Raw genomic sequence first — 26,053 nt, 5'->3', positions numbered from 1 at the left:
CGTTCGCAGTTGTTGTCGTCACCGGAAGGGCAGGCCGATCATGGAGCGGATCAGGGCACGGGACGGCGCGACCATCGTGCTGCACTCCACGGGCAGTGGGCCCGGCATCGTCGTGGTGCACGGCGGCGGGGTCACCATCGACGTCTACCGCCGGCTGGCGACGTCGCTCGCCGACCAGTTCACCGTGCACCTGTACAACCGACGGGGACGGGCCGACGCACCACCCAGGTCGCTGCCCTACACCTTCGACCAGGACATCGACGACCTCGCCGTGGTGCTGGAGCACACCGGGTCCGGCAACGTCATCGGCCACAGCTCCGGCGGGTTCATCGCGCTCCAGGCCGCGCTCCGGCTGCCGATCAACCGACTCGCCCTCTACGACGCCGCGGTCTCCATCGACGGCGGCTCACCGTCGGCGTGGCTCGCACCCGCCCGTGCGGCACTGCGGGCCGGTGACATCGCCCGGGGCCTCGCCATCACGGTCGCTGGAATCAATCCACAGATGGCAGCGGGGAAGCTCCCGCTCGGCGTACGGATCGCGATCATCCGCGCGTTCATGCGTACCCCGATCGGCCGGACGATGGGTGACCTGCTGCCGATGACGCTGGACGAGACGGCCCTGATCCTGGCGCACGACGGCCCGGCCAGCCAATGGGCAGGGGTGACCGCCGAGGTGCTGCTGACCTGCGGCGCCGACGGCCCGCCCTACTATGTCGACCTGAACGAAGCTCTGGCCCGTGCGTTGCCGCGAGCCCGGACGCTGACGATTGCCCGCAGCGGCCACGACGCCATCAACCGGGCATACCCGAGGATGGTCGACCCGCTCGCCACCTTCTTCGCGGCACCGGTGACGCCGGAGCGGACGAGCCACGCCTGAGCGGTCGCGCGGTCGTCCACGGTCAATGATCTTGGCTAGGCTGATGGGCATGCCCGCACGCCACCCGCACCGCCACGACGACGGCCGGAGGTGCGCCCCCGCGGCGGCCCCGGCACACCCGATCGAGCCGGCCGACTGGTGAGTGGAGCATTCGTTCCCGCCCAGCGAGGTGAGCCGACCCCACCCGCGCACCATCGATCCAGTTGGGCTGACCGCTGCGCCCAGCTCGCCCGGTCGCGCCCCTTCGAGATCGCCATCGTCGTGGTCATCCTCGCCAACGGGATCGTGCTCGGCCTGGAGACGTACGACGATCTGAGCCCGGCGGACACGGCGCTGCACTGGCTGGAGTTGATCTTCCGCGCCGTCTTCGTCGTCGAGATCGGCATCCGGCTGGCGGCTTACGGCAAGCGTCCGCAGGACTTCTTCCGGCACGGCTGGAACGTGTTCGACTTCGTGGTGATCGCGGCGATCTTCATACCGGGCCTGCACGGCGACCCTGCGCTCCTGCGCGTCGTGCGGGTCGCCCGCATGGTCCGGCTGGTGCGGTTCTCGCCAGGCCTGCGGACCATCGTCTCCGCGCTGTGGCGCAGCCTGCCGGGCGTCACCGGGTTCCTCGCCCTGGCCGTGGTGACGCTCTACGTGTACGGCATGGCCGGCTGGCTGATCTTCGGGAGCACCTACCCGGAGGAGTACGGCGACATCGGCCGATCCCTGCTGACACTGTTCGTGCTGCTGTCCCTGGAGACGCTGCCGGGCCTCATCGAACAGGGCCTGGCGATCTCGCCGTGGACGCTGCTCTACTACGTCAGCTACGTGATCATCACCGTCAATCTGCTGCTCAACATCCTCATCGCGGTCATCGTCAACTCGATGGAGGAAGCACGCCGGTTGGAGATGACCGAGCGACTCGCGCCCGGGTACGACGAGGACGGCGACGGCGTACCGGACGAGGTGGACCGCATCGCGCTGACCCAACGGCTGGACGACCTGCGAGCGGTCATCGCCGAGTTGGAGCGGGAGCTGCGCATCGACCGGGAGGACGGGCACGGCCGACCCCACCGGGAGGGCACTGGCACCAGACGGTAATCCGATGCTCGCACTGTGTCCTCCAGTTCGGATAGTCTCGACGGCGGTCCCACCGGTCCGGCTGAAGGGGCACCCGCATGACAGCCAGTGTCGACACTGCCCAGCCCAGCACGGCTTTATCGGACACGCTCGGCACGGTGATCGACGACGTGATCCGCCCGCAGGCCGCGATCGTCGACCGGGACGGCGCCTTCCCCCGCCAGGGCGTCGACGCCCTCGCCGCGGCTGGCCTGCTCGGCCTGGCCTCCTCGACCGAGGTCGGTGGCGGCGGCCAGGGCATGCGAACGGTCGCCGAGGTCATCGAGCGGCTGGCCGCCGAGTGTGGGTCCACGGCCATGGTGGTGCTCATGCACTACGCCGCGACCGCCGTGATCGAGGCGCACGGCCCGCGCGAGGTCCGCGCGGGCATCGCCACCGGCGGTCATCTCACCACGTTGGCATTCTCCGAGTACGGCTCGCGCAGCCACTTCTGGTCGCCGACCGGCACCGCGACAGCCACCGACGACGGCACTGTCCGCCTCGACGCCCGCAAGAGCTGGGTCACCTCGGCCGGTGAGGTCGACAGCTACGTCTGGTCGAGCCTGCCGCTGTCCCACGATGCCGGTCCGATGACGCTGTGGCTCGTGCCGGCCGACAGCGCCGGCCTGAGCGTGACCGGCGACTTCGACGGGCTCGGCCTGCGCGGTAACGGCTCCCGGCCGATGACCGCCGATGGGCTCCGGGTCCCGTCGGCCGCGATGATGGCGGCCGACGGCGCCGGGCTCGACACCGCGCTCGGCGCGGTCCTCCCCTGGTTCCTGGTGCTCAACGCCGCGTTCTGTCTCGGCCTCGCCGACAGCGCGGTCGCCGAGACCGGCCGACATCTCACCAGGACCACGCTCGCGCACACCGGCGCCGCCCTTCGCGACGCGCCTGTCGCTCGACGCGACTTCGCCCGACTGATGATCCGCACCGACGCCCTGCGCGCCTTCCTGGGCGACACCCTCACCGCGCTGGAGACCGGCCGCGACGATGCGATGCTGCGGGTGCTGCAGGTCAAGGCGCTCGCCGGCGAGACCGTCGCTGACGTGACCGATGGGGCGATGCAGCTCTGCGGCGGCAGCGCGTTCCGCAAGGAGCTGGGCCTTGAGCGCCGTTTCCGTGACTCGCGCGCCGCCCGGGTGATGGCACCCACCACCGACGCCCTGCACGATTTCGTCGGTCGTGTCGCCACCGGGTTGCCGCTGCTCGACGAGGCCAACCGCTGATGCCGGCGCCAGCCGTCCTGATGGGCGCGGTCGCGTACGACGCCAAGGTGGTGACCATCTGGGAGGGCTTCCGCGCCTGGCTGCGTGGTCGAGGCCTGGACTTCGACTTCGTTCTCTATTCGCACTACGAGCGACAGGTCGACGATCTGGTCGCCGGGCGGATCGACGCGGCGTGGAACTCGCCCCTGGCGTGGCTGCGGGCCGAGCGACTGGCGGCTGCCAGCGGCACGGCCGTCCGCGCGCTCACCATGCGCGACACCGACCAGGACCTCACCTCGATCGTGGTGGTCCGCGCCGACTCGCCGGTGCGGCAGGTGGAGGACCTCGCCGGGTCGATCGTCGCTGTCGGCGCGGTCGACAGTCCACAGGCGACGCTGATTCCGCTCGGTCACCTCGCGACGGCCGGGGTCGAGGTCGACGTGCGCCGGTTCGACGTCGGCGTCGGCCTGCACGGCGACCACATCGGCGGCGAGCGCGACGCGGCCCGCGCCCTGGTCGCCGGGGAGGTCGACGCCGCCTGCATGATCGACGCCAACCACCTGGCGTTCGTCCAGGAGGGCACGCTGCCGCCCGAGGGCACCCGGATCATCGCGCAGACCGCACGGTACGACCACTGCAACATGACGGTCCGCGAGCCGGAGTCCGCCGGGGTCCGGCTCTTCGGCACGCTGCTGCTCGGCATGTCGTACGCCGATCCGCAGGTGCGCCCGCTGCTCGACCTGGAGGGGCTGACGGCCTGGAAGGACGGCCGCACCACGGGGTACGACCTGCTCGCCAGCGCGGTCGACGCCACCGGCTTCTACTCACCCGACGGGCGGGTGACGGCCACGGACTATCGGCCGTGAGCGCGGCGCCCGTCGCCGACGCCGAGATCCACCTCGGCGACCTTGGCTTCGGCCGGGGCGCGCACCTACTCGTACACCGTGCCCTGGCCGGGCTACCGCCGGGCGGCCGGTTGGCGGTCTCCGGCCGTGACCCGGCGTTGCCCGTGCACCTGCCCGCCTGGTGTCGTGGCCGGGGCCATCGGGTCGAATGGCCGGACCTGGCCGACCGCAGCGAGCTGGTGGCGGTGGTCGTCCGGGGTACGGCGGACGACGACCGCTGGTTCGGCGCGGAGCGGGCCGGGCCCGCCCTCCCGTCGGCACTGAGCAGCCGCCCACCGGCGCGGTGGGGGCTCGGCGCCCGGGGCGCGCTGCTGGAGGCCGGTGGCCCCGAGGCCCGGTTCGACCTGGACGACCGCGACCTGGTGTGGGCCGATGTCGCTCCCCACCTGTACGCACAGGCGGCCGCCCGACAGTGGGATCCGCAGACCGCCGTGCCGTGGGACGACCCGTTCGCGCTGCCGGCCGATGTCGAGGCCGCGGTGGTGCAGGTGATGACCTACCTGGTCGAGAACGAGCAGGCGGCGCTCGTCGTGCCGGCCCGGTTCGTCGGGCGCATCCACCCGCACTTCCGCGAGGTGATGCAGCTTCTCGCCGTGCAGATGGCCGACGAGGCCCGGCACATGGAGGTGTTCAGCCGGCGGGCGCTGCTGCGGGGCACCGAGTTGGGCACATCGTCAGCCGGCGGCCGGCAGTCGCTCTTCACACTCGTCGCGGAGTCCGACTTCGCACTGGCGTCGTTCCTGCTCTCCGTGCTCGGTGAGGGCAGCTTCGTCGATCTGCTCTCGTTCCTGCACCAGTTCGCCCCGGACCCGGTGACACGACGGATCTGTTGGCTCGCCATGCAGGACGAGCGCCGGCACGTGGTGTTCGGCATGGCGCACCTGGAGCATCAGGCACAGCTGGACCCGCTGCTGCGGGATCGACTGCGGGCGGCCATCCACCGTCGTCACGACGCGCTCGTCGACACCGCGGGCCTCAACGCCGACGTCTTCGACGCGCTGGTGGTGCTCGCGGCAGGTGGTTGGCAGCCCGACGACGTGTCCGCCGGTTTCGACCGGGTGCAGGCTCTGCAACACGCGATGGATCAGGGCCGCCAGCGCCGACTGGTACGGCTGGGGTTCCGGCCCGATGAGGCGGCGGCGCTCTCCGCCCTGCACACCCGCAACTTCATGTGAGCGACCCTACGCACGGCGAAGCGTGCGCGGGGTCGCCGTCGTGTGATCGACGCGCAGCCGAATTCCAGTGCTGTGAACACGGTCATCCGCAGTACGGTGGAACGGCCATGAACAGGGATTCCAGCGCGATCCGCCAGGAGCTGCTGCGGCTGCGCGAGCAGACCGAGGCTCAGGCCACCGCCCTGGACGGTGACCTACGGAGCCTCTTCGAGGCGTCCCGGTCGTCCAACGCCGATGACGAGCACGACCCGGAGGGCAGCACGATCGCCTTCGAACGTGCACAGCTCACCGCCGTGCTGGACGCGGCCCGCCGACGCCTGGCCGAGTTGGACGTCGCGCTGCAACGGGTCGACGACGGCACCTACGGCGTGTGCGAACGGTGTTCCCGTCCTATTCCTCCCGAGCGCCTTGTCGCCCGTCCGTCGGCGCGTACGTGTGTGGCCTGCGCCAGCCGACGATGACGGCGCCCGTGAACGGGCGCCGTCGTCGTACCCGGTGATCAGCTGGCGCAGTACTTGGTGATCAGCTGGCGCAACAGCCGCCGGCCGGCGCGGCGTCGAGGGCGATGAGGCTGATCGGCGTGGCCAGCAGCCCTCCGGAGATGCCGGTGGACAGCCCGCGCCCGGCCGACTCGGTGGCGGGCGCTGGCCCGCAGCAGTTGTCGCCGCTCGCCGAGTCGGCGGGGTTGCTGTTGCACACGCCGGTTTCGGGCAGGTCGAGCTGGACGTCCCGGGCGGCGACCCAGTCTCCGGCGAGGGCGGCGACGACGGAGCGGACCTGCTCGTAGCCGGTGGCCATGAGGAACGTCGGCGCACGGCCGTAGGACTTCATGCCGACGGCGTAGTAGCCGCTCTCCGGGTGGGTGAGTTCGTCGACGCCGTGTGGGGGCACGGTGCCGCAGGAGTGCTCGTTGGGGTCGATCAGCGGGGCGAGTGCGCGGGTGGCGCCCATGATCGGGTCAAGGTCCAGGCGCAGCTCAGCGGCGATCGTGTGGTCAGGGCGGAAGCCGGTGGCGGCGACGATGCGGTCGACGGTGATCGACTCTTCACCGCCGTCGGCGTGCCGGACGACCACCGCAACGCGCCCGTCGGCCGGGGTGAGCGCATGCACGGAGAACCCGGTGAGCAGCCGGATCCGTCCGGCGTCGACGTGTGCACGCAGGCGCGCGCCGAGCGCACCCCGCGCCGGGAGGGCGTCGGCGTCCCCGCCGCCGTAGGTACGCGCCGGGTTGGCCGTCCGGATCGCCCAGGTCACCTCAGTGCCGGGCTCGGCGGCGGCCAGTTCCGCCAGGGACAGCAGCGTGTTCGCGGCGGAGTGGCCGGCGCCCACGACCAGGGTGTGCCGGCCGACGAACCGGTCCCGGTCGGCGCCGAGCACGTCCGGCAGCGCGTGTTCCAGGTACGCCGTCACGTCGGCCTCACCCCGCGCGGGCAGACCGGACGCGCCGAGGACGTTCGGCGTACGCCAGGTGCCGGAGGCGTCGATGACGGCGCGGGCGAGCAGTTCGTCGCCGTCGGCGAGGCGGATCAGGAACGGTGTGGTGTCGCGTCCGGCGGTGCGCAGCCGGTCGAGGCCGAGGCGGCTGATCGCCTCGACGCGTGCCCCGTACCGCAGGTGTGGCTTGAGCTGCGGCAACTCGGCGAGGGGCTGGAGGTAGTCGCCGGCCAGTTCCGCGCCGGTGGGCAGGGCCTCCAGGTCGGGGGCGACCCAACCGGCCTCGTCGAGGAGCCGACGGGCGGCCGGGTCGATGTTGTAGCGCCACGGCGAGAAGACGCGGACGTGCCCCCACTGCCGTACCGCGGCGCCCGGGGTGTCGCCGGCTTCGAGGACAGTGAAGGTCAGGCCGCGCTCGTGCAGGTGCGCGGCGGCGGCGAGACCGGTCGGGCCGGCGCCGATGACCACGACGGGCAGGTTGTCCAGGGCGTTCATCCGTTGACTCCTCAAGATGGCTCGTCAGGTGATGGTGGGGCTGCGGCGTTCCAGCAGGACGACGTCGCGCCAGCGGTCGTGGTGGCGACCAACCCGCTCACGTACGCCGATGACGCGGAAGCCGGCGCGCTGGTGAAGTGCCAGGCTGGCGGTGTTCTCCGGGAAGACTCCGGACTGGATGGTCCAGATGCCGGCGGCCTCGGTGGAGGCGATCAGCGCGTCCAGCAGCAGCCGGGCGATGCCACGGCCCTGGGCGGCCGGGTCGACGTAGACGGAGTGTTCGACCACACCGGCGTAGACCGCGCGGGTCGAGGTCGGTGAGACGGCGATCCAGCCGAGGACGGTGCCGTCGGGGTCGACGGCCACGAAGCGGTGCGCGCTCAGGCGCGCCGCGTCGAACGCCGCCCAGGTTGGCGCGGTGATCTCGAAGCTGGCGTTGCCGGCGTCGAGACCGGCCTGGTAGATCGCCAGGACCCGGTCGGCGTCGGCGACGGTCATGGGGCGCACGGTGATGTCGACCATCAACAGGTTCCGTTCCGGAGAGATCAGGTTTTCGAGGCCGCCTGTCTCGACGTCCGTCGAATCAGACAGTTGCACACTGATTAGATAAGTGTCAACCTAGAGCAATGTCTAATCAAGCAGCACCGGCTCCGGACGTGTCCTGCTGCCCCTCACTGACCGAGCGACGCGTGCCGGCCGAGGCCGCCGCGGTGCTCGCCCCCGCGTTCAAGGCTCTCGGTGACCCGGTGCGACTGCAACTGATGTCGATGATCGCCTCTGCCGAGAGCGGGGAGATCTGCGTCTGCGATCTGACCCCCGCGTTCGACCTGACCGGCCCGACCATCTCGCACCACCTGAAGACCTTGCGCGAGGCGGGGCTCGTCGACGCCGAGCGCCGGGGGACCTGGGTCTACTACCGCGCCCGGCCGATCATCCTGCGCCAGCTCGCCGCACTGCTCACCGTCACACCGGCACCGAACGCCTGAGCGGCGCCCGGCCGCCGTGACCGACATCTGCCCCGCACCTGCCCACCGACGGGAGTGCCCGTGAGCACCACCCTCCAGAGCGACCTGGACGAGAGGGCCGTGGTCGGTCGCCTCTCCCGACTCGACCGGTTCTTACCGGTCTGGATCGGGCTGGCCATGGTCGCCGGCCTGCTCCTCGGTCGTCTGATCCCCGGCCTGGACAGCGCGCTGGACTCGGTGACGATCGGCGGGATCTCACTACCGATCGCCATCGGCTTGCTGATCATGATGTACCCGGTGCTCGCGAAGGTCCGCTACGACCGGCTCGACACCGTCACCGGCGACCGCCGACTGCTGATCTCCTCGCTGGTCCTCAACTGGCTCGTCGGCCCGGCCGTGATGTTCGCCCTGGCCTGGATCTTCCTGGCCGATCAACCCGCGTACCGCACGGGCCTGATCATCGTCGGTCTGGCCCGCTGTATCGCCATGGTCATCATCTGGAACGACCTCGCCTGCGGCGACCGGGAGGCCGCCGCCGTCCTGGTCGCGCTCAACTCCGTCTTCCAGGTCGTCGCCTTCGGCCTGCTCGGCTGGTTCTACCTCTCCGTACTCCCCCAGTGGCTGGGGTTGTCCGGCGCCGAGTTGACGATCTCGGCCTGGGACATCGCCCGCAACGTGCTGATCTTCCTCGGCATCCCGCTGCTCGCCGGCTACCTGACCCGCCGCCTCGGCGAGCGCGCCAAGGGCCGCACCTGGTACGAGGCCCGCTTCCTGCCCCGGATCGGCCCCGCCGCCCTCTACGGGCTGCTGTTCACGATCGTGATCCTGTTCGCGCTACAGGGAGACGCCATCACCAGCCGACCCCTGGACGTCGTCCGCATCGCCCTGCCCCTGCTGGTGTACTTCGCGCTCATGTGGGCCGGCTCCTACGCTCTCGGCCGGGCCATCGGTCTCGGCTACGAGCGCACCACCACCCTGGCCTTCACCGCCGCCGGCAACAACTTCGAACTCGCCATCGCCGTCGCGATCGGCACCTTCGGCGTCGCCTCCGGTCAGGCCCTAGCCGGGGTCGTCGGCCCGCTGATCGAGGTGCCCGTCCTGGTCGGACTCGTCTACGTCTCGCTGTGGGCGCGCCGCCGGTTCTTCGCTCCCGCACCCTCAGCAACCGTGTAACCCGGAAGGCGACCCCTCATGAGCGACAAGCCCAGCGTCCTGTTCGTCTGCGTCCACAACGCCGGCCGTTCCCAGATGGCAGCCGGCTGGCTACGCCACCTCGCGGGCGACAGCGTCGAAGTCCGCTCTGCCGGCTCCGCGCCGGCCGAGACGGTCAACCCCGCCGCCGTGCGTGCCATGCGGGAGGTCGGCATCGACATCACCGACCAGACCCCAAAGCTCCTGGAGTACGCGACCGCGGAGTCCTCTGACGTCATCGTGACGATGGGCTGCGGCGACACCTGTCCGGTCTTTCCTGGCAAGCGCTACGAGGACTGGAAGCTCGATGACCCGGCCGGGAAGGGCGTCGAGGCCGTCCGCCCGATCCGCGACGAGATCCGGGCGCGGGTGGAGAGGCTCCTCGCCGACCTGAACACTTCCCCCGCTGCGGGAGAGTCGGCAGCGGGGGCGCGAACGCCAGCAGCATGACGGCCGGGCTCCCCCGCTGGGGAGCCCGGCCGCCCGCTGGTCAGCAGTACAGGTTGGCCCCGGCGCCGACGCCGAGGATGCCGACGAACTGCTGGTACTTGGTGACGCGGCTCTGCACCTGGCCCGAGTTGCCACCGTTGCACTCGATCGAGCCGTTGATGCTGCGGATGGTCTCACCGAACCCGGCGCCGTTGACCATCGCGTTGTGGGGGGTCATGGTGCCCGGCCCGGTCTGGGTCATCCAGTACCAGATGGCGGTCTTCCAGGCCACCGAGGCATCGGTCTGCACCAGCCACGGGTTGGTCAGCAGGGGCAGCCCGAGGGCGTTCCCGGCCGCGTTGTAGTTGAAGTTCCAGCTGAGCTGGATCGGCCCCCGACCGTAGTAGGCGGCCTGGCCGGCGGGGCAGCCGTAGGGCTGGCCCGAGTCGCAGTAGTGCGGATAGTTCGCGGTGTTCTGCTCCACGATGTGGACGAGCCCACCGGTCTCGTGGTGCGCGTTCGCCAGGAAGGCCGCAGCCTCCTGGCGCTGGACGGTGGCACTGCCGCTCCTGGTGAACGCCGAGTAGGCGCTGAGTGCGGTGACCAGCCCGGAGTACGTGTAGAAGGAGTTTCGACCCGGGAACATCTGGTTGAACTGGGCCTCGGTCACCACGAACCCGCCGGGGTTGGTGGGGGGCGGGGTGGTGGGCGGTTGACCGCCGCAGGCATAGGGCTCCCAGTACCAGGTGCTGATGATGGGGTCGTAGCCCGGGTTGTCGTGCTCGGCGATGTAGTACTGGCCGTTGGTGTAGCGCACGATGCTTCCCGTGGCGTACCAGGTGCCGGCGGTCCAGTTCGGATAGTTGCAGGCGCCCGTGGGCGGCGGCGTGGTGCCACCTCCGCAGGAGCCCAGGTCCTGCCAGACGCCGGTGGTCCCCGGCGGAGCCTCGTTCTGGGTCCACCACTGCGCCTGGTAGTTGCGGCCGTTGTGAGAGACCTGGGCCCCTCCGGTGTAGACGGCCGACGACTGCCAGGATGCCGCACAGGCCGCGGCCGACGCCGGGGTCGACGGCAGGACCGCCAACAGGCCGCCGGCGACCGTCAGTGCCACGAGCGCGGCCAGGGCGCGCAGTCTCGACATAGTCACTCCTTCCCTGGGATTTCGAGCGTCAGATCGACGGAAGTTACTGTAACATCATCTGTTCACAATCTTTACTATTAGGTGGACTAGAAGTCGTCGTCGAAGGCGACCGTGCCGGTCACGCCGACCTGGTACGCCGAAACCCGCCGCTCGAAGAAGTTGGACAGCTCCTGCACGTCCTGCAACTCCATGAAGGCGAACGGATTGCTCGACCCGTAGTGCGGCGCGATGCCGAGCTGGGCGAGACGGCGGTCGGCCACGTGCTGGAGGTACTCCCGCATGTCGGTCAACGTCAGGCCGGGCACGCCGTGGCCCACCAGGTCCTCGGCGAACTGCACCTCACACTCGACGGCCTCGGTGAGCATCTGCCGAACCTGGTCGGCGAGGTCGTCGTCGAACAGGTCCGGCTCCTCGCCACGAACCGTGTCGACGACGTCGAACGCGAACGCCATGTGCATGGACTCGTCGCGGAACACCCAGTTGGTGCCGGAGGCCAGACCGTGCAGCAGGCCACGGGAGCGCAGGAAGTAGACGTACGCGAACGCGCCGTAGAAGAACAGCCCCTCGATGCAGGCGGCGAAGCAGATCAGGTTGAGCAGGAACGTCCGCCGGTCCTCCCGGGACCGCAGCTCTCGCAGATCGCTCAGCGAGTCGATCCAGCGGAAGCAGAACTCGGCCTTGCGGCGGATGGAGGGGATGTTCTCGATGGCCGCGAAGGCGGCGAACCGCTCGGTCTCGTCGGGCACGTACGTGTCGAGCAGGTTCAGATAGAACTGGACGTGCACAGCCTCCTCGAACAGCTGCCGGGACAGGTAGAGGCGACCCTCGGGGCTGTTGACGTGCTGGTAGAGGTTGAGCACCAGGTTGTTGGCGACGATCGTGTCGCCGGTGGCGAAGAACGCCACCAGGCGGCTGACCAGGTGCCGCTCGGCCGGCGACAGTTTGTCGAGGTCGGCGAGGTCGGCGTGCAGGTCGACCTCCTCGACCGTCCAGGTGTTACGGATGGCGTCGCGGAACCGGTCGAAGAAGTGCGGGTAGCGCATCGGGCGGAGGGTGAGGTCCATCCCGGGGTCGAGCAGCATGTGCGTGGTCCTCGTGTCGGCGGTGGTGTCGGCGGTGGTCACTGGCAGGCCTCGCACGACTCGGGGTTCTCCAGCGAGCAGGCCAGCGTCTCGGCGTCCGACGGCGCGACAACCGCGACGGTGGCCTGCTGGATCCGCGTGGCGGGGCGCGAGCGCAGGTAGTAGGTGGTTTTCAGCCCGGCCTTCCAGGCGTACAGGTACATCGAGGAGAGCTTGCCGATGGTGGGTGAGGCCAGGAACAGATTCAGCGACTGAGACTGGTCGATGAACGGGGCTCGGGCGGCGGCCAGGTCGATCAGCGCACGCTGCGGCAGCTCCCACGCGGTGCGGAACAACTCCCGGACGCCGGACGGCAGCTCCGCGATGTCCTGCACCGACCCCTCCGCCCGCTTGATCGCCGAACGGACCCGGTCGGTCCACAGGCCACGCGCCTTCAGCTCGCGTACCAGGGCGGTGTTGACCTGGAGGAACTCCCCCGACAGGGTCTCGCGCTTGAACAGGTTGGACACCTGCGGCTCGATGCACTCGTAGCACCCCGCGATCGAGGCGATGGTCGCCGTCGGCGCGACCGCCACCAGCAGCGAGTTGCGCAGCCCGTACTCCTCGATCTGCTGCCGCAGCGCGGCCCAGCGCGCGGTCTGCGTGCCCTCGCCACCCCACAGGTCGGGCTGAAGCTGGCCTCGCGCGACCCGGGTCTGCCCAAACGCCGGGTGCGCGCCGAAGCGGCGCGCCAGGTCGGCGGAGGTCTCCAACGCGGTCAGGTACAGCTCCTCGCTGATCCGGGTGGACAGCTCCCGCGCGGCCGGAGAGTCGAACGGCAGTCGCAGCGCGAAGAACACGTCCTGCAAACCCATCAGCCCGAGCCCGACCGGCCGCCAGCGGGGATTGCTCGCCTCCGCCTGCGGGGTCGGGTAGTAGTTGATGTCGATGACCCGGTCGAGGAACGTCACCGCGGTACGGATCGTGGCGCGCAGGCGCTCCCAGTCGATGCCGGCGTCGGTGAGGTGGGCGGCGACGTTCACCGAGCCCAGGTTGCACACCGCGGTCTCGGCGTCGCTGGACACCTCGATGATCTCGGTGCACAGGTTGGACAGGTGCACCACGTTGCCCGGCTCGGCCGTCTGGTTGCACAGCCGGTTGGCGGCGTCCTTGAAGGTCATCCACCCGTTGCCGGTCTGGGCGAGGGTGCGCATCATCTTCCCGTACAGCTCCCGCGCCGGGACCTGCCGCGCGTAGCGACCCTGCGCCTCGGCCTCCCGGTACGCGGCGTCGAACCGCTCCCCCCACAGGTCGGGCAGCTCCGGCACCTCGTGCGGGTCGAACAGCGACCACATCTCGTCGGCCTCGACCCGGCGCATGAACTCGTCCGGGATCCAGTTGGCCAGGTTCAGGTTGTGGGTGCGCCGGGCGTCCTCCCCGGTGTTGTCCCGCAGTTGCAGGAACTCCTCGATGTCCGGATGCCACGGCTCCAGGTAGACGCAGGCCGCGCCCTTGCGCCGACCGCCCTGGTTGACCGCGGCGACGCTCGCGTCCAGCGTGCGCAGCCACGGCACGATCCCGTTGGACTGCCCGTTGGTGCCGCGGATCAGCGCGCCCCGGGATCGGACCCGGGAGTACGCGATGCCGATGCCACCGGCGAACTTGGACAGGTTCGCGACCTGCGCGTACCGCTGGTAGATCGAGTCCAGCTCGTCGCGCGGCGAGTCGACCAGGTAGCAGGAGGACATCTGGGTGTGCCGGGTCCCGGAGTTGAACAGCGTCGGTGAGCTGGGCAGGTACGCCAGGCTGGACATCAGCCGGTAGAAGTCGACCGCCTCGTCGGGCGTACGGGACAGCCCGCAGGCCACCCGCAGCAGCCAGTACTGCGGGGTCTCCAGCACCAGCCGGCTGGTGGGGTGGCGCAGCAGGTACCGGTCGTACACCGTGCGCAGGCCGAAGTACTCGAACCTCCGGTCACCGTCCGGATCGATGGCGTCGTCGAGCATCGTGGCGTGCGCGGCGACGAACACGGCGGTGTCGTCACCGATCAGTCCCTCGGCGTGGCCGATCCGGATCGCCGCGCTGAACGAGGTGACGCCCTGCCGACGCACCTCCTTCTCGACGTAACCGGCCAGCAGCCGGGCGGCGAGGCGCGAGTACTGCGGTTCCTCGCCGATCATCTCGGCCGCGGTCTGGATGGACAGCCGGTCCAGCTCGGCCGTCGTCGCGCCGTCGTACAGGCCGCTGATCGTGCGGGTGGCCACGCGCATCGGGTCGACGTCGGCGAGGTCGTCGGCCCACCGCTCGACGGCCCGGACGATCTTGTTCACGTCCACGGACTCGGTGGCGCCGTTGCGCTTGCGGACCTGCATCGGCGTCCGCCGCAGGGCCGGGACTACCTCGGTGACTGTCACCACTCACTCCTCGCGAGTTCGAGACCTGATGGCCCTCGGACGCGAGGAGAAGACGGACACCGGCGGACGCCACGCCGGTCGGGCGTGGGTCAGGTGGCGTCAGCCGTCCCACGCGGCCTCAGACCGCCGCCCACCCGGGTACGGGTGCGCGGCGCGCTGGCAGGTCTTCGGACTCGCGGGCACGACCGGGCTCGCCGATCTCCTACTGGCCGTCGCTTCCCAGGCCGATTGGTGGCCCAGTGCTGATGACGGCGGTCGTTCCCACTCACCGCTGCGGGACAGTCCCGGATTTTCACCGGGTTCCCTCTTGCCTCGACCACTCGGGATGAGCGGCCGAACCAGCTGCGCTCGACACCATATATAGGGACGCTGCGGTTGTCACACCCCACATGTCGGTCCCGGGCGTGTCGGTGGCGGGCTGGTGACGACCGTCACCGGTCCCCCGCCGGCGGGTCAGTTCGCGACGGCGACCGGCTCCGGGGCACGCGAGCGTCGCTCGGCCGCGAAGCTGACACCCGCGAGGCCCAGCCCGAGAATCGCAAGGGCCACGCCCACCCAGGCCGGCGCGAGGTAGCCGAAGCCCGCGGCGATGGCAACGCTGCCCAGAGCGGCGCCGAGGCTGTTCGCGATGTTCATGGCGGACTGGTTCATCGCCGCACCCATCAACTGCGCACCCGGCGCCACCGTGATCAGGCGCGCCTGTAGGACCGGCCCCAGGTAGAGGCTGGTCGCGCCCACCAGGAACGCGCCCACGAACAGGCCGACGCGGTTCGACGCGACGAGGCTGAAGACGGCGATGCTCACGATCATGGCGACAAAACCGACGATCATGCTCCGGCGCAGGTCCCGGTCCGCGAGCCAACCACCCAGGGCATTGCCGACGGTCATGCCCAGGCCCACCGCGACCAGCACCCACGGGACCGTCGCGGCCGAGAGGCCGGCGACGTCGGTGGTGACCGGTGCGATGTAGGTGTTGACCGCGAAGAACCCGGCGAAGCCCACCGCCCCGACGGCCGCGACGAGCCACACCTGCGAGGTCCGCAGCGCCCTCAACTCGGCGGCCGGGGATGCGTCGACCGCCGCGACGACCTCCGGGACGACCGCCAGCACCGCCAACAGGGTGAGCACGAACACCCCGGCGATGACCAGGTACGCCGTACGCCAACCGGCCGCCTGCCCGAGCCGCGTGATCAGGGGTACGCCCACCACGTTGCTCACGGTCAGGCCACTGAGCACGGCGGCGAACCCCCGGGCCTCGTTACCGGGGCCCATCAGGGTGGCCGCGAGCAGACCGGCCGCTCCGAAGTACGCGCCGTGCGGCAGCGCCGCGACGAACCGGGCCACCAGCACCAGGTCGAACGTCGGCGCGGTCGCCGACGCGATGGTGCCGACGACGAAGAGGACGAGCAGCCCGAGCACCAACTTCTTGCGTGGCAGTCGGGCGGTCAGGGCGGCGAGCAGGGGCGCGCCCACGACCACGCCGAGCGCGTACGCGGTGATCATCCAGCCCGCGCGAGCCACCGCGCCCGACGACGACTGGGCGTACTGCTGCGGGAGTAGATCGCGTGCGATGTCGGGCAGCAGCCCCATCGCCACGAACTCGGTCAGGCCGACCGCCACCCCGCCCAGCGCCAACGCGACAACCGCCGCCAGGCGTCGACCTCTGCTCAATCCATGCACCGAGCGAATTTAGCAACAGCGTTGCGTAATAGGGTGGTGGGATGACGCGCACCACAGCCGACGTCACCTTCCTGCGCGGCTACAACCAGGCGCTGGTCATGGCGTTGGGACGTACCGTGCGGACGTTCGAGCGGTCGACCGTGGTCGACGCCACCGGTCTGACGCCGCAGGCGGTCTCCAAGGTCATCGCCCGTTTGACCGCCGACGGCCTGCTCCGTCCCGCCGGCGTCCGCCGCCCGGGGATCGGCAAGCCCGCCATCGTCTATGAACTCGTCCCGGAGAGCCGGTACGCGATCGGCGCCCACGTCGCCCGCCGCACGCTGCGGCTGGTGCTGGTCGACCTGGCAGGCACCGTGCACTACTCGGCGGTCAGCCCGCTGCCCGGCGACTTCACCCCGGAGCAGCTTCTCGACGCCCTGAAGTCCGGCATCGACGCGATCACCGGCAGCAACGACCTCGATGGTCGGCTGACCGGCGTGGGCATCGGCATGATCGGCCCGCTGGACCACGCGAATGGCCTGGTCCGTGACGCCCACGGCCTGCGGCACTGGCACGACGTACCGCTGCGCGAGATCGCCGAGACGCACCTGGGCCTGCCCGTCCACCTCGACAAGGACGTCACCGCGGGGATCACGGCCGAGGCGTGGCGGCACGGCGGGACGTTCGGCGACGCGGTCCTCATCATGGTCGAGTCGGGCATCGGCGGGGGCTTCTGGCTGGGCGGCACGGCCCACCGGGGCGCACACACCAACGCCGGGGAGTTCGGCCACACCGTTGTCGAACTGGATGGGCCGCCGTGCGTCTGTGGGCGCCACGGATGCCTGGAGATCGTGCACAACCACGCTGCCGAGGCCGGGGACATCGGGCGGGCTGCTCGCGTCCTGGCGGTCGGGGTCGTCAACCTGCTCCAGACACTCGACCTCTCCCACGTGGTGCTGGCGGGCGCCGATCTCCTGCGGCACGCGCAGCAGTATCTCGCGGCGGTCGAGGAAGCCGTCCACACCGACGTGCCACGCGCGGACTGGCTCAGCACGGACGTGACGCTGTCCAGCCTGGGCGCGGACGTGATCGCCGCGGGTGCCGCCATGCAGGTCCTCGACAAGCACTACGGCGTTCCGGATCTCGCTCCGCCCCAGCGGCAACGGTCCGCCGGACGGGACCGGCATCCAGGCGTAAAGATTTGATGTATCAAGGCAATGCGTGGAACGAATCCCGCCGTCAATACGGGTGATCCGAGCCGAACATCCAATCTTCGGCGCCGGCATTCGACTCCCCGCACCAAACCGTACGCGGTCCCCTGAACCACTTTGGTGCCACCGCGTCAGCGCGAGCGGTCAGCTCCACAGTGGATGACACAAGCCTGCTACCAGGTGAGGAGCCGGCCAGATCCGGAGTTGACCGCAGCGACGGAGGCCGCGGTGGTTCGCGGCAACCGGTACGGAGGTCGGGAGGACACCGGTCGACACCCGCATGGAAACGTTGGATGTCTATGGTCCAGGGATGATCGACGTCGTTGACGCGTCGAAGCGGCGCTCCGTATACTCCCATTGATCATCTGATCTTTTGGTTAGCCGGGCGAGGAGCGCATGCCGCAGATCACTGCCGTCACCGTCGAGGACGTCCGCTTCCCCACCTCCCTGACCGCCGACGGGTCCGACGCCATGAACAAGGACGGCGACTACTCGGCGGCCTACGTCGTTCTGCACACCGACGGCGTCGACAGCGTGGGTGCGCCGCTCGCGGGTCACGGCCTGACCTTCACCATCGGTCGAGGCAACGACATCGTCGTCGCGGCGGCGGTCCACCAGGCGCGGCGGCTCGTGGGTCTGGACGTGGCGACGATGGCGGCGGACATGGGGGCGGTCTACCGCCTGCTCACCTCCGACTCGCAGCTGCGGTGGCTCGGGCCGGAGAAAGGCGTCGTCCACCTGTCGCTGGCGGCCGTGCTGAACGCCTCGTGGGACCTGGTCGCCCGGGTCGCCGACAAGCCGCTGTGGCGCCTGCTCGTCGACATGTCCCCCGAGCAACTCGTCGACATCGCGGACCTGCGCTACCTGTCCGACGCACTGACCCGGGACGAGGCACTGGCCATCCTGCGCGCCAGGGAGAGCACGAAGGCTGATCGCCTCGCCGAGCTCGCCCGCACCGGCTACCCCGCCTACACCACCTCGGCCGGCTGGCTCGGCTACGGCGACGACAAGCTGCGCCGGCTGTGCCAGGAAGCGGTGGACACCGGCTACGGCTACGTCAAGCTCAAGGTGGGCGCCAACCTCGACGACGACATCCGGCGCTGCACGATCGCCCGGGAGATCCTCGGCCCACATCGCAACCTGATGATCGACGCCAACCAGGTGTGGGACGTCGGTCAGGCCATCGAGTGGGTCACGGCTCTCGCCCAGTTCAAGCCTCTGTGGATCGAGGAGCCGACCAGCCCCGACGACATCCTGGGCCACGCGGCCGTCCGCCGCGCTGTCGCTCCCATCGGGGTCGCCACCGGCGAGCACTGCCACAACCGGGTGATGTTCAAGCAACTGTTCCAGGCCGGGGCCATCGACTTCTGCCAGTTGGACACCGGCCGGTTGGCCAGCATCAACGAGATCGTCGCCGTGCTGCTCCTCGCTGCGAAGTTCGGCGTCCCCGTCTGCCCACACGCCGGCGGTGTCGGGCTGTGCGAGATGGTCCAACACGTGTCGGTGCTCGACTACGTCGCGATCTCGGGGGATCTCACCGACCGTGTCACCGAGTTCGTCGACCACCTGCACGAACACTTCACCGATCCGTGTGTCGTCCGGGACACCGGGTCGGGCAGCGGTTACGTGCTGCCCGGCCGGCCCGGCTACTCCACCCAGATGCGTCCCGAGTCGGTCGCGCAGTACCGGTTCCCCGACGGCCACTACTGGGCGGCACCGACTACCGTGTCATCTCCGGAGCCGTACGTGATCGCGGGTGGCACGGCCACCCCCGCCGGCCGCTAGGGGGTGTCATGTCTCGCACCGACGAAGTGGTGAACGGCATCAAGCGGATGATCCTGGAAGGGACATTCAAGCCCGGTGACCGGCTGCCCATCGAGAAGGACCTGGCCGAGTCGCTCGGTGTCTCGCGGGGATCGCTGCGCGAGGGGATGTCGGCCCTGTCGATCCTTGGCATCGTCAACATCCGCCAGGGTGACGGCACCTACGTCACGAACCTCGACGCGCCGCAACTGCTGGCCCCGATGGGCTTCGTGGTCGATTTTCAGGGCCAGGGCGACCCACGGCACATCCACACCGTCCGACGGCTGCTGGAGTGCGAGGCCGCCCGGTTGGCGGCGACCAGGATCACCGACGAGGCCCTCGCCCAGGCAGGGGAACTGCTCGACGAGGCGGCCCGGATCGTCGGTCAGTCACCTCAGGACCACGAGCGGCTCATCGAGATCGACATCGCCTTTCACCGGATCATCGCTGTGCACGCCGAGAATCCGGTGCTCGTCGGGCTGATCGAGGCGTTCGCCGGGCGCACCGTACGCGGGCGGCTCTGGCGGAGCCTGCACGAGGAGGGCGCGGACCGGCGCACCCACGATGAGCACGTGGCGATCCTGAAGGCGCTCCTGGCGCGCGACCCGGAGCGGGCCCGCATTCGGATGGCCAACCACCTGATCGGGGTGGAGGAGTCGTTGCACGTGTTGCCCGACGACGCGACGTGAGCGCCGAGACCGCACGGTCCTGAGCGCTCCGGTAGGCGACCGCCGTCACCGCTCGTCCCGTTCCGCGCTGGTGCTACCCGTCATCGCCGCGACCAGGTCGTCAGTGGTGACCTCGTCCGCGCGAAGCCGGGCCGCCCGCCGGCCGAGGCGCAGCACCTCGACCCGGTCGGCGATCTCAAGCACCTGCGGCATGTTGTGGCTCACCAGCACCACCGACATGCCGGCGTCACGGGCACGCCGGACGACGTCGAGCACCCGCCCGGTCTGGACGACGCCGAGCGCCGCGGTGGGCTCGTCGAGGATGACCACGTTGGTCGCCCAGATGATGGCGCGGGCCACCGCGACGCACTGCCGTTGCCCACCGGACAACATCGCGATCGGGGTGGTGACCCGGGGGATCCGCACACCCAGCTCGTCGAGGGCCGCGGCGGCGCCCTGCCGCATGGCGCGCTTGTCGAGCAGCCCCAGCCGACCGAGTGGCCCGGAGCGCAGGATCTCCCGCCCGAGATACAGGTTGGCGGCCACGCTGAGGTCGTCGGCGACGGCGAGATCCTGGTAAACGGTCTCCACCCCCGCGCGCCGGGCGTCGACCGGGGTGGCGAACTGGACGGGACGACCGCCCACCCGGATCTCGCCCTTGTCCGGCGGGTGCACACCGGACAGCGTCTTGATCAGGGTGCTCTTTCCCGCGCCGTTGTCGCCGATCAGCGCGACGACCTCACCTCGGTGGACGGTGAAGTCGGCACCGCGCAGCGCCTCGACGTGCCCGAACCGCTTGACGATGCCGCGGGCTTCGAGGACCGGTGGTTCCTCGGCCCTCGGTTGCTGATCGGTGTCGGCCGTGGCCGTTGGGGTGGTGCCCATCACTGCACCGGGGGGTTGGCGCAGCTGGGTTCGAGCACCGCCTTGATCTCCGCGGAGTCGACGTTCTCCTTGGTGACGAACGTGACGCCGGTGTCGGCCGATGCCAGCGGCGCCTTGTCCCGGAGGTGCTTGACCATTTTGTCGACGCCGAAGTAGCCCATCTTGAACGGGTTCTGCACGACCAGCGCCGAGATCTGGCCGCTGCGCAGCCCGGCGACCTCGTCCGGGGCGGCGTCCCAGCCGATGATGACCACCTTGCCCGACTTGTTCGCCGCCTGGATGGCCTGCGCCGCGCCGAGCACGCTCGGCTCGTTGGCGGCGAAGACGCCGGCGAGGTTGGGGTTGGCGGTGAGGATGTTCTCGGTGACGCGTCGTGCCTCGTTGACGTCACTGCGGCTGGGCTGCTGGCCGACCAGCTTCAGGTTGGGGAACTGGGCGAGGCCGGCCTTGAAGCCGTCGACCCGCTCGGTGTTGGTCTGCGAACCGGGCTGGAACTCGACCAGCGCCACCTCGTGGTTGCCGGGGCCCAGTTCGGTGGCGAGCAGCTTCGCCGCCTCGGTGGCCGACGCACGGTTGTCGGTGGCGAAGAGGGGCACGCCCGACGGCTGCGGGCTGGTGCCAGAGTCGATCATCGCGACCGGGATCTTGGCGTTCAGCGCCTGGTCGGTGGCCGGTGCCAGGGCGCGGGAGTCGGTCGCCGCGTAGACGATGCCGTCGACCTTCTTGGTGACGAAGTTCTGGATCAGGTTGACCTGGCCCTCGACATCGGTCTCGGTGGTCACGCCGTCCCACTGGACGGTGACGTTTCCCGCGCGCTGCGCGGCGCACTCCGCGCCCGCCTTCACCGTGTTCCAGTAGTCGGCCCCAACGGCCTTCGGTACGACGGCGAGCTTCAACGGACCGCTCGCGTCCTTGGTCGCGCCGTCACCTCCGTCACGGACCTCGACCCCGCCGCAGGCGCTGAGAAGAGCGGTCGCCGCGGCCACGGCCAGGATTGCCTGTGCGCGCAGGAGGGGCCTTCGCGCCCGCCGGTTGGTGGTGGTGTGCGCCATGGTGTGTGTCCTTCCTCGTTCGGACTCTCGGAATGGCATGTCACCCGCGGGATTCGAGCCGCCGGCGGCGGTACTGGTCGAAGTAGACGGCGGCCCAGATGATCAGGCCGACGATCACCTGCTGGTAGTGGATGCTGATGTCGAGCAGGACGGCGCCGTTGCGCACCAGGGCGATGAGGAACGCGCCGATGATCGTCCCGACGATCCGGCCCTGACCCCCGAACAGGCTGGCTCCACCGATGACCGCGGCGGCGATCACGTCGAGCTCCAGCGAGATCCCGTAGTTCGGCTGCCCGGAGTTGACCCGGGAGGCGGCGATCATGCCGCCCAGCCCGACCAGCACACCCGCCAGCACGTACACCCCGGTCAGGTGACGCCCCACCCGGATGCCGGAGCGCCGGGCGGCCTCCAGATTGGAGCCCATCGCGTAGGTGTGCTGACCGAAGCGGGTCTGGGAGAGCAGGAAGGCCACACCGACGGCGACGAGAACGGTGATCACCACGGCGAACGGAATGCCGAGGATCTCCCCGTTGCCGAGCAGTTGGAACGATCGGGGCAGGCCGTAGACGCCGACCGCTCCGGTGATGATGAAGACGAGACCGCGGCCCACGGACATCGTTCCCAGGGTCGCGATGAACGGCGGGATCCGGGCCACGGTCACCAACAGCCCGTTCAAGAGCCCAGCCAGCGCGCCGACGCCGATCGCGACCACCGTCGCCGCCCAGAGCGGAAAGCCGAGGTCGCGGACGACCATCGCTCCCACAACGCCGGCGAGCGCGGCGACCGACCCCACGGACAGGTCGATGCCCTTCGTGATGATGACCATCGTCTGCGCCGTGGCGATGATGGCGATAACCGCGGTCTGCGCCCCGATGTTGAACAGGTTGTCCGCCGTCAGGAAATAGGGACTGGCGAAGGTCAACGCGATGAACAGGACGACGAGCGCGGTGGCGGCGGTGAACTCGGAGACGGCGTGGGAGATCCGTTCCCGGAACCAGTCGCCGGGTTCGGCGCGCTGCGTGTCGGCGGTTGCCTCGACGGAACTCATCGTCGGCCCTGACCTCCCCAAGCGTGGCGCCGGCACGCGACGGATGACCCGCCGGCACGCCAGGCACCTGTGAGCAACCGAGCCTCCTCGGAAGGGAGAGGCACGGGCTCACGCCCGCACCACCCGGGGGAGATAGGTCGGATGTTTCCCTCAATCAGGCGTTACCCTGCCACGCATTCACAGGTGTTGCCAAGGTCTTGCGGCCATGTTTTGTCATCGTTACCCGAGCCACCGGAGGCATACGTCTGATCAAAACCGCAGAACCTGCGGCCGAACGGCACAGCCCAGGCCGTGCGGTGGTCGCCGATCGGCGGTCGACCAGTCGAGGTCCACACAGGATCGGCGGTCACGACGGACCGTGAACGCTGCTGCCGAAGCCAGCGAGGGCTCCCGGCCCGTCAGGCCGCGAGCCCCCGCGTCGTCACGACGCCGCCAGCCGGTACGCCCGCCGGGCGGTCTGTCGCCAGATCGCGGCGCGCTCGTCGTCGCGGAGCGGGTCCAGCAGGTCGGCGAGGACCTCGACCCATCGGGTGTACGAGGTGGCGAGCAGGCACACCGGCCAGTCCGAGCCGAACATCAGCCGGTCGGGTCCGAACACGTCGAGCGCGTGCTCGACGGCGGGCCGCACGTCCGACGTCGTCCAGGACGGCCCGTCGACCTCGGTCACCAGGCCGGACAGCTTCGCCGTCGTGTTGGGCTCGGCGGCGAGCGCCCGCAGGTCACGGGGCCAGTCGCCGAGGCCGGCACGCCCGAGCTCGGGCTTGCCGAGGTGGTCCAGGACGAACCGCATCTGGGGCAGGTCGCGGACGAGCCGGGTGGCCGCCGGTAGTTGGTGGTGGCGCACCAGCAGGTCGAAGGCGAGGCCGGCGGCGCCCACGGCGGCGATGCCCCGCCGGACGTCCGGGCGGTCGAGGTACGCCGGGTCGGGTTCGGACTGGACCAGGTGGCGGATCCCGACCAGCCGTTCTCCGCCCCGTGCCGCCCGGAGTCGGCCGAGACGATCGCCGACGTCGTCGGCGGTCAGGTCGACCCAGCCGACGACCCCGGCGATGAGAGGATCGTCGGCCGCGATGCCCAGCAGCTCGGGCGTCTCCGTTCGAACGGCGACGGACTGCACGACGACGGTCTGGGTGACTCCGGCGGCCCGGGCCGCCGGGGCGAGGTCGACCGGGGTGAAGTCGTCGTCGATCGCGGCCATGGTGTGCGGATCGATCCAGGGCTGCGGGTGTCGTGCCCGGACCCAGAGGTGGTGGTGCGCGTCGACGATGCCCTGTCGCTGCGCTGCCTCGTTGGTCGTCATCGGACACGTCCTGGCACGTTCACGTACAACCCACACCCCGCCCAGTCATTGGTCGAACGCCCGGGTCGGCCCGGTGTTTCGGACCTGATCCGGCAGTCTGACCATGTTAGCGGTAACAGCTTCGACCCACGTTGAGTTTTGGTATGACGAATCCGCCGGTGCCGAACTGAGTCGACAAGCTGACGCGTCCGGCTCGCGGGGCCGGGTTGACCGCCTCAGGCGGCACCGCTACCGTCGACCCACTATCTGCGGCGACGCGAGGGAAGCCGGTGTGAATCCGGCGCGGTCGCGCCACTGTGAGCGGTTTCCAGCTTGGATGGGGGCCGCGAGCCAGGACGCTCGGTCGTCCGCAGCCTTGCGATGGGGACGCGTCATCCCCGGGGAGGTTCGTGTACCCATGTCTAGTTCCACGTCCAGCCAGCCGTTGGTGCATCCCGCTGGCACCGCCCGTCTCCTGTGGATGGTCCTGGCGACGGTCGTCGCACTCACCCTGCTGGCCTACCTCGTCGCCTTCGACCAGGGGGCGGTCTCGCGCAGCGGCACGTACCTGCACGAGCTGATGCACGACGGCCGGCACCTGCTCGGTGTCCCGTGCCACTGAACGACACCACCGCGCCCCCGTTCGTCACCGTCCTCGTCCGCGGGCTGCTCGCCGGCCTGATCGCCGGGCTACTCGCCGGGGCGTTCGCCTACGTCGCCGGCGAGCCGCACGTCGAGGCGGCCATCGCGATCGAGGAGGCGGCCGCGCACGCCGAGCCCGCAGCCGGTGGGCACCAGCACGACGACGAGGATGCCCTGGTCACCCGGAGTGGCCAACGCGGCGGCCTGTTCCTGGCCACCGGCCTGTTCGGCGCCGCGATGGGCGGTCTGCTGGCCACGGCGTACGTCCTGCTGTCCCGCCGCCGGCGGGCCTACGACGACGGGCGGTCGGGCCTGCTGCTGGCCGGCGCGGCGCTGCTCGGCGCGGTGATCGTGCCGTTTCTCAAGTATCCGGCGAACCCACCGGCGGTCGGCGACCCGGCGACCATCAACCAACGAACGGGCACCTACCTGCTGATGGTGGTGCTCGGTCTGGTGGCCGTCTGGGCTGGCTCACTGGGCTACCGCGCGGTCGGCGCCCAGGCGCCGTCGTGGCTGCGCGTCGCCGCGGCCGTAGGCGGATTCCTGCTGGTCACGGCAGTGTCGTACGTGGTGTTGCCGTCCTTCCAGGAGGTCCCGGACGGCTTCCCCGCGACCCTGCTGTGGGACTTCCGCCTCGCCTCGCTCGGCACCCAGGTGGTGCTCTGGACCGGGATCGGCCTGCTGTTCGCGGCCCTGATGCACCACGACCAGCGCCGCCGCGCCGTCGCCGCACTTCCGAGCACGTGACCGCGACCAGCCTCCGGCTGGTCGCCCACGGTCGCACCGCCGCCCTGCGGCGGGCCCGGTTCGGCGGGAATGACGACGGATTGGACGAGGGTGGCCGACGTGCCGCCCTCGCCCTGTCCCCCGCCGGACCCGACCGGCGGGCGCTGCTGGGCTGCACCGACGTCTGCCTGTCCAGCCCTGCGACGGCGGCCACCCAGACCGCGTACGCCCTCGGGCTCACGCCCACCGTCGAGGCGGCGCTGGCCGACTGCGACTACGGCGACTGGACCGGCCGGTCGTTGGAGGAGATCGGCACCGAGCAGCCCGACGCGCTGCGCGAGTGGTTGTCCGCGCCGGACGCCGCGCCGCACGGGGGCGAGTCGGTTCTGGCACTGCGCAACCGGGTCGGACACTGGCTGGACGGGCAGCGCGGCCTCGGTCGGCGGGTCATCGCCGTCACTCACCCGCTCGTGATCCGGGTCGCGGTCGTGCACGCGCTGGGGCTGCCGATGGCGACGTACCGGCAGCTGGACGTCGAGCCGTTGGCGATCGTCCAACTCACCGACCATGGCTCGCGGTGGCAGCTACGACTGAGCGCGCCGTTACGAAGCGGACCGGCGACCGGCGATGCAGTCGTGGGCGGGCCGTGATCACGGCCCGCCCACGACATCTCTGCTACAC

At 70.3% G+C, this 26,053-nt stretch carries 25 protein-coding genes and 2 riboswitches; of the genes, 15 read left to right on the top strand and 10 right to left on the bottom strand.

Translation table 11 applies throughout. The annotated features are described in order from the left end of the window. The first annotated feature begins 40 nt into the window (after positions 1 to 40). From ABZT18_RS21580 to ABZT18_RS21555, 6 genes are all read left to right on the top strand, one after another. Positions 41 to 877: an alpha/beta fold hydrolase gene (locus ABZT18_RS21580; protein WP_355252293.1), complete on the top strand. Its 837-nt coding sequence runs from the start codon at positions 41 to 43 to the stop codon at positions 875 to 877. Between the two features lie 138 nt (positions 878 to 1,015). Next, positions 1,016 to 1,963, top strand: coding sequence for an ion transporter (locus tag ABZT18_RS21575; RefSeq protein WP_355252290.1), 948 nt, complete (start codon positions 1,016 to 1,018; stop codon positions 1,961 to 1,963). Positions 1,964 to 2,040: 77 nt separating this feature from the next. Further along, a complete protein-coding gene (locus tag ABZT18_RS21570) occupies positions 2,041 to 3,210 on the top strand; it encodes an acyl-CoA dehydrogenase family protein (RefSeq protein WP_355252287.1) in 1,170 nt (389 codons plus the stop codon). Further along, positions 3,210 to 4,055: a PhnD/SsuA/transferrin family substrate-binding protein gene (locus ABZT18_RS21565; protein WP_355252284.1), complete on the top strand. Its 846-nt coding sequence runs from the start codon at positions 3,210 to 3,212 to the stop codon at positions 4,053 to 4,055. Before ABZT18_RS21570 ends, ABZT18_RS21565 begins: the two co-directional genes overlap by 1 nt. Further along, positions 4,052 to 5,269 carry a ferritin-like domain-containing protein gene (locus ABZT18_RS21560; RefSeq protein ID WP_354997599.1) on the top strand — a complete coding sequence of 406 codons (1,218 nt, stop codon included), beginning with the start codon at positions 4,052 to 4,054 and terminating at the stop codon, positions 5,267 to 5,269. The genes ABZT18_RS21565 and ABZT18_RS21560 overlap by 4 nt, the downstream gene beginning before the upstream one ends. 107 nt (positions 5,270 to 5,376) lie before the next feature. Then, on the top strand, positions 5,377 to 5,730 hold the full coding sequence (locus tag ABZT18_RS21555) for a TraR/DksA C4-type zinc finger protein (protein WP_354997598.1): 354 nt from the start codon (positions 5,377 to 5,379) through the stop codon (positions 5,728 to 5,730). Positions 5,731 to 5,791: 61 nt separating this feature from the next. On the opposite strand, the gene ABZT18_RS21550 is transcribed toward ABZT18_RS21555, so the two are convergent. Both ABZT18_RS21550 and ABZT18_RS21545 read right to left on the bottom strand, forming a co-directional pair. Next, positions 5,792 to 7,198, bottom strand: coding sequence for an FAD-dependent oxidoreductase (locus ABZT18_RS21550; protein WP_354997597.1), 1,407 nt, complete (start codon positions 7,196 to 7,198; stop codon positions 5,792 to 5,794). A 24-nt stretch (positions 7,199 to 7,222) separates the two neighbouring features. Continuing rightward, complete coding sequence (locus tag ABZT18_RS21545; protein WP_354997596.1) at positions 7,223 to 7,720, bottom strand: N-acetyltransferase family protein; 498 nt, start codon at positions 7,718 to 7,720, stop codon at positions 7,223 to 7,225. Between the two features lie 104 nt (positions 7,721 to 7,824). Between ABZT18_RS21545 and ABZT18_RS21540 the strand changes: the two genes are divergently transcribed. The 3 genes from ABZT18_RS21540 to ABZT18_RS21530 are packed head-to-tail and all read left to right on the top strand — an operon-like array spanning position 7,825 to position 9,804. Further along, positions 7,825 to 8,184: a metalloregulator ArsR/SmtB family transcription factor gene (locus ABZT18_RS21540; RefSeq protein ID WP_354997595.1), complete on the top strand. Its 360-nt coding sequence runs from the start codon at positions 7,825 to 7,827 to the stop codon at positions 8,182 to 8,184. A 60-nt stretch (positions 8,185 to 8,244) separates the two neighbouring features. After that, complete coding sequence (gene arsB / locus ABZT18_RS21535) at positions 8,245 to 9,336, top strand: ACR3 family arsenite efflux transporter (protein ID WP_354997594.1); 1,092 nt, start codon at positions 8,245 to 8,247, stop codon at positions 9,334 to 9,336. Between the two features lie 18 nt (positions 9,337 to 9,354). Beyond that, a complete protein-coding gene (locus ABZT18_RS21530; protein WP_354997593.1) occupies positions 9,355 to 9,804 on the top strand; it encodes an arsenate reductase ArsC in 450 nt (149 codons plus the stop codon). A 40-nt stretch (positions 9,805 to 9,844) separates the two neighbouring features. Here ABZT18_RS21530 and ABZT18_RS21525 read toward each other — a convergent pair whose 3' ends face one another. The 4 genes from ABZT18_RS21525 to ABZT18_RS21510 form a co-directional block, all read right to left on the bottom strand. Then, on the bottom strand, positions 9,845 to 10,924 hold the full coding sequence (locus ABZT18_RS21525; RefSeq protein WP_354997592.1) for a glycoside hydrolase family 19 protein: 1,080 nt from the start codon (positions 10,922 to 10,924) through the stop codon (positions 9,845 to 9,847). Between the two features lie 86 nt (positions 10,925 to 11,010). Then, a complete protein-coding gene (locus ABZT18_RS21520) occupies positions 11,011 to 12,006 on the bottom strand; it encodes a ribonucleotide-diphosphate reductase subunit beta (RefSeq protein ID WP_354997652.1) in 996 nt (331 codons plus the stop codon). Positions 12,007 to 12,044: 38 nt separating this feature from the next. Continuing rightward, the gene (locus tag ABZT18_RS21515; protein WP_354997651.1) at positions 12,045 to 14,357 is read right to left on the bottom strand and encodes a ribonucleoside-diphosphate reductase subunit alpha; all 2,313 of its coding nucleotides are present in this window, start codon (positions 14,355 to 14,357) and stop codon (positions 12,045 to 12,047) included. 182 nt (positions 14,358 to 14,539) lie between these two features. Further along, a riboswitch (cobalamin riboswitch) is annotated at positions 14,540 to 14,757 on the bottom strand. A 95-nt stretch (positions 14,758 to 14,852) separates the two neighbouring features. Then, positions 14,853 to 16,079, bottom strand: coding sequence for an MFS transporter (locus tag ABZT18_RS21510; RefSeq protein WP_354997591.1), 1,227 nt, complete (start codon positions 16,077 to 16,079; stop codon positions 14,853 to 14,855). A gap of 41 nt (positions 16,080 to 16,120) precedes the next feature. Here ABZT18_RS21510 and ABZT18_RS21505 point away from each other — a divergent pair, with 41 nt between their 5' ends. The 3 genes from ABZT18_RS21505 (at position 16,121) to ABZT18_RS21495 (ending at position 19,761) form a co-directional block, all read left to right on the top strand. Next, complete coding sequence (locus tag ABZT18_RS21505) at positions 16,121 to 17,263, top strand: ROK family protein (RefSeq protein WP_354997590.1); 1,143 nt, start codon at positions 16,121 to 16,123, stop codon at positions 17,261 to 17,263. A 402-nt stretch (positions 17,264 to 17,665) separates the two neighbouring features. Then, the gene (locus ABZT18_RS21500) at positions 17,666 to 19,054 is read left to right on the top strand and encodes an L-fuconate dehydratase (RefSeq protein WP_354997589.1); all 1,389 of its coding nucleotides are present in this window, start codon (positions 17,666 to 17,668) and stop codon (positions 19,052 to 19,054) included. Between the two features lie 8 nt (positions 19,055 to 19,062). Continuing rightward, on the top strand, positions 19,063 to 19,761 hold the full coding sequence (locus ABZT18_RS21495) for a FadR/GntR family transcriptional regulator (protein ID WP_354997588.1): 699 nt from the start codon (positions 19,063 to 19,065) through the stop codon (positions 19,759 to 19,761). Between the two features lie 45 nt (positions 19,762 to 19,806). Here the strand turns inward: ABZT18_RS21495 and ABZT18_RS21490 are convergent, their stop codons facing one another. The 4 genes from ABZT18_RS21490 to ABZT18_RS21475 form a co-directional block, all read right to left on the bottom strand. Then, entirely contained in the window at positions 19,807 to 20,625 is an 819-nt protein-coding gene (locus ABZT18_RS21490) for an ATP-binding cassette domain-containing protein (protein WP_354997587.1), read from the bottom strand. Continuing rightward, on the bottom strand, positions 20,625 to 21,677 hold the full coding sequence (locus tag ABZT18_RS21485; protein WP_354997586.1) for an ABC transporter substrate-binding protein: 1,053 nt from the start codon (positions 21,675 to 21,677) through the stop codon (positions 20,625 to 20,627). The genes ABZT18_RS21490 and ABZT18_RS21485 overlap by 1 nt, the downstream gene beginning before the upstream one ends. Before the next feature lie 40 nt (positions 21,678 to 21,717). Next, on the bottom strand, positions 21,718 to 22,725 hold the full coding sequence (locus ABZT18_RS21480) for an ABC transporter permease (protein ID WP_354997585.1): 1,008 nt from the start codon (positions 22,723 to 22,725) through the stop codon (positions 21,718 to 21,720). Between the two features lie 421 nt (positions 22,726 to 23,146). Continuing rightward, entirely contained in the window at positions 23,147 to 24,025 is an 879-nt protein-coding gene (locus tag ABZT18_RS21475; protein WP_354997584.1) for an amidohydrolase family protein, read from the bottom strand. A 261-nt stretch (positions 24,026 to 24,286) separates the two neighbouring features. After that, positions 24,287 to 24,364, top strand: a riboswitch (cobalamin riboswitch). Positions 24,365 to 24,422: 58 nt separating this feature from the next. Between ABZT18_RS21475 and ABZT18_RS21470 the strand changes: the two genes are divergently transcribed. The 3 genes from ABZT18_RS21470 to ABZT18_RS21460 are packed head-to-tail and all read left to right on the top strand — an operon-like array spanning position 24,423 to position 26,022. Then, on the top strand, positions 24,423 to 24,626 hold the full coding sequence (locus tag ABZT18_RS21470; RefSeq protein WP_354997583.1) for a CbtB domain-containing protein: 204 nt from the start codon (positions 24,423 to 24,425) through the stop codon (positions 24,624 to 24,626). Then, positions 24,617 to 25,393 carry a CbtA family protein gene (locus ABZT18_RS21465; protein ID WP_354997582.1) on the top strand — a complete coding sequence of 259 codons (777 nt, stop codon included), beginning with the start codon at positions 24,617 to 24,619 and terminating at the stop codon, positions 25,391 to 25,393. Before ABZT18_RS21470 ends, ABZT18_RS21465 begins: the two co-directional genes overlap by 10 nt. Beyond that, on the top strand, positions 25,390 to 26,022 hold the full coding sequence (locus ABZT18_RS21460; RefSeq protein ID WP_355252281.1) for a histidine phosphatase family protein: 633 nt from the start codon (positions 25,390 to 25,392) through the stop codon (positions 26,020 to 26,022). The genes ABZT18_RS21465 and ABZT18_RS21460 overlap by 4 nt, the downstream gene beginning before the upstream one ends. Positions 26,023 to 26,053 lie beyond the last annotated feature (31 nt).

It is taken from the genome of Micromonospora sp. NPDC005291, from assembly GCF_040607415.1.
Taxonomy (GTDB): Bacteria; Actinomycetota; Actinomycetes; order Mycobacteriales; family Micromonosporaceae; genus Micromonospora.
Note: the sequence above shows the minus strand (reverse complement) of the source record. Positions and strands in the feature narration are given on the sequence as shown.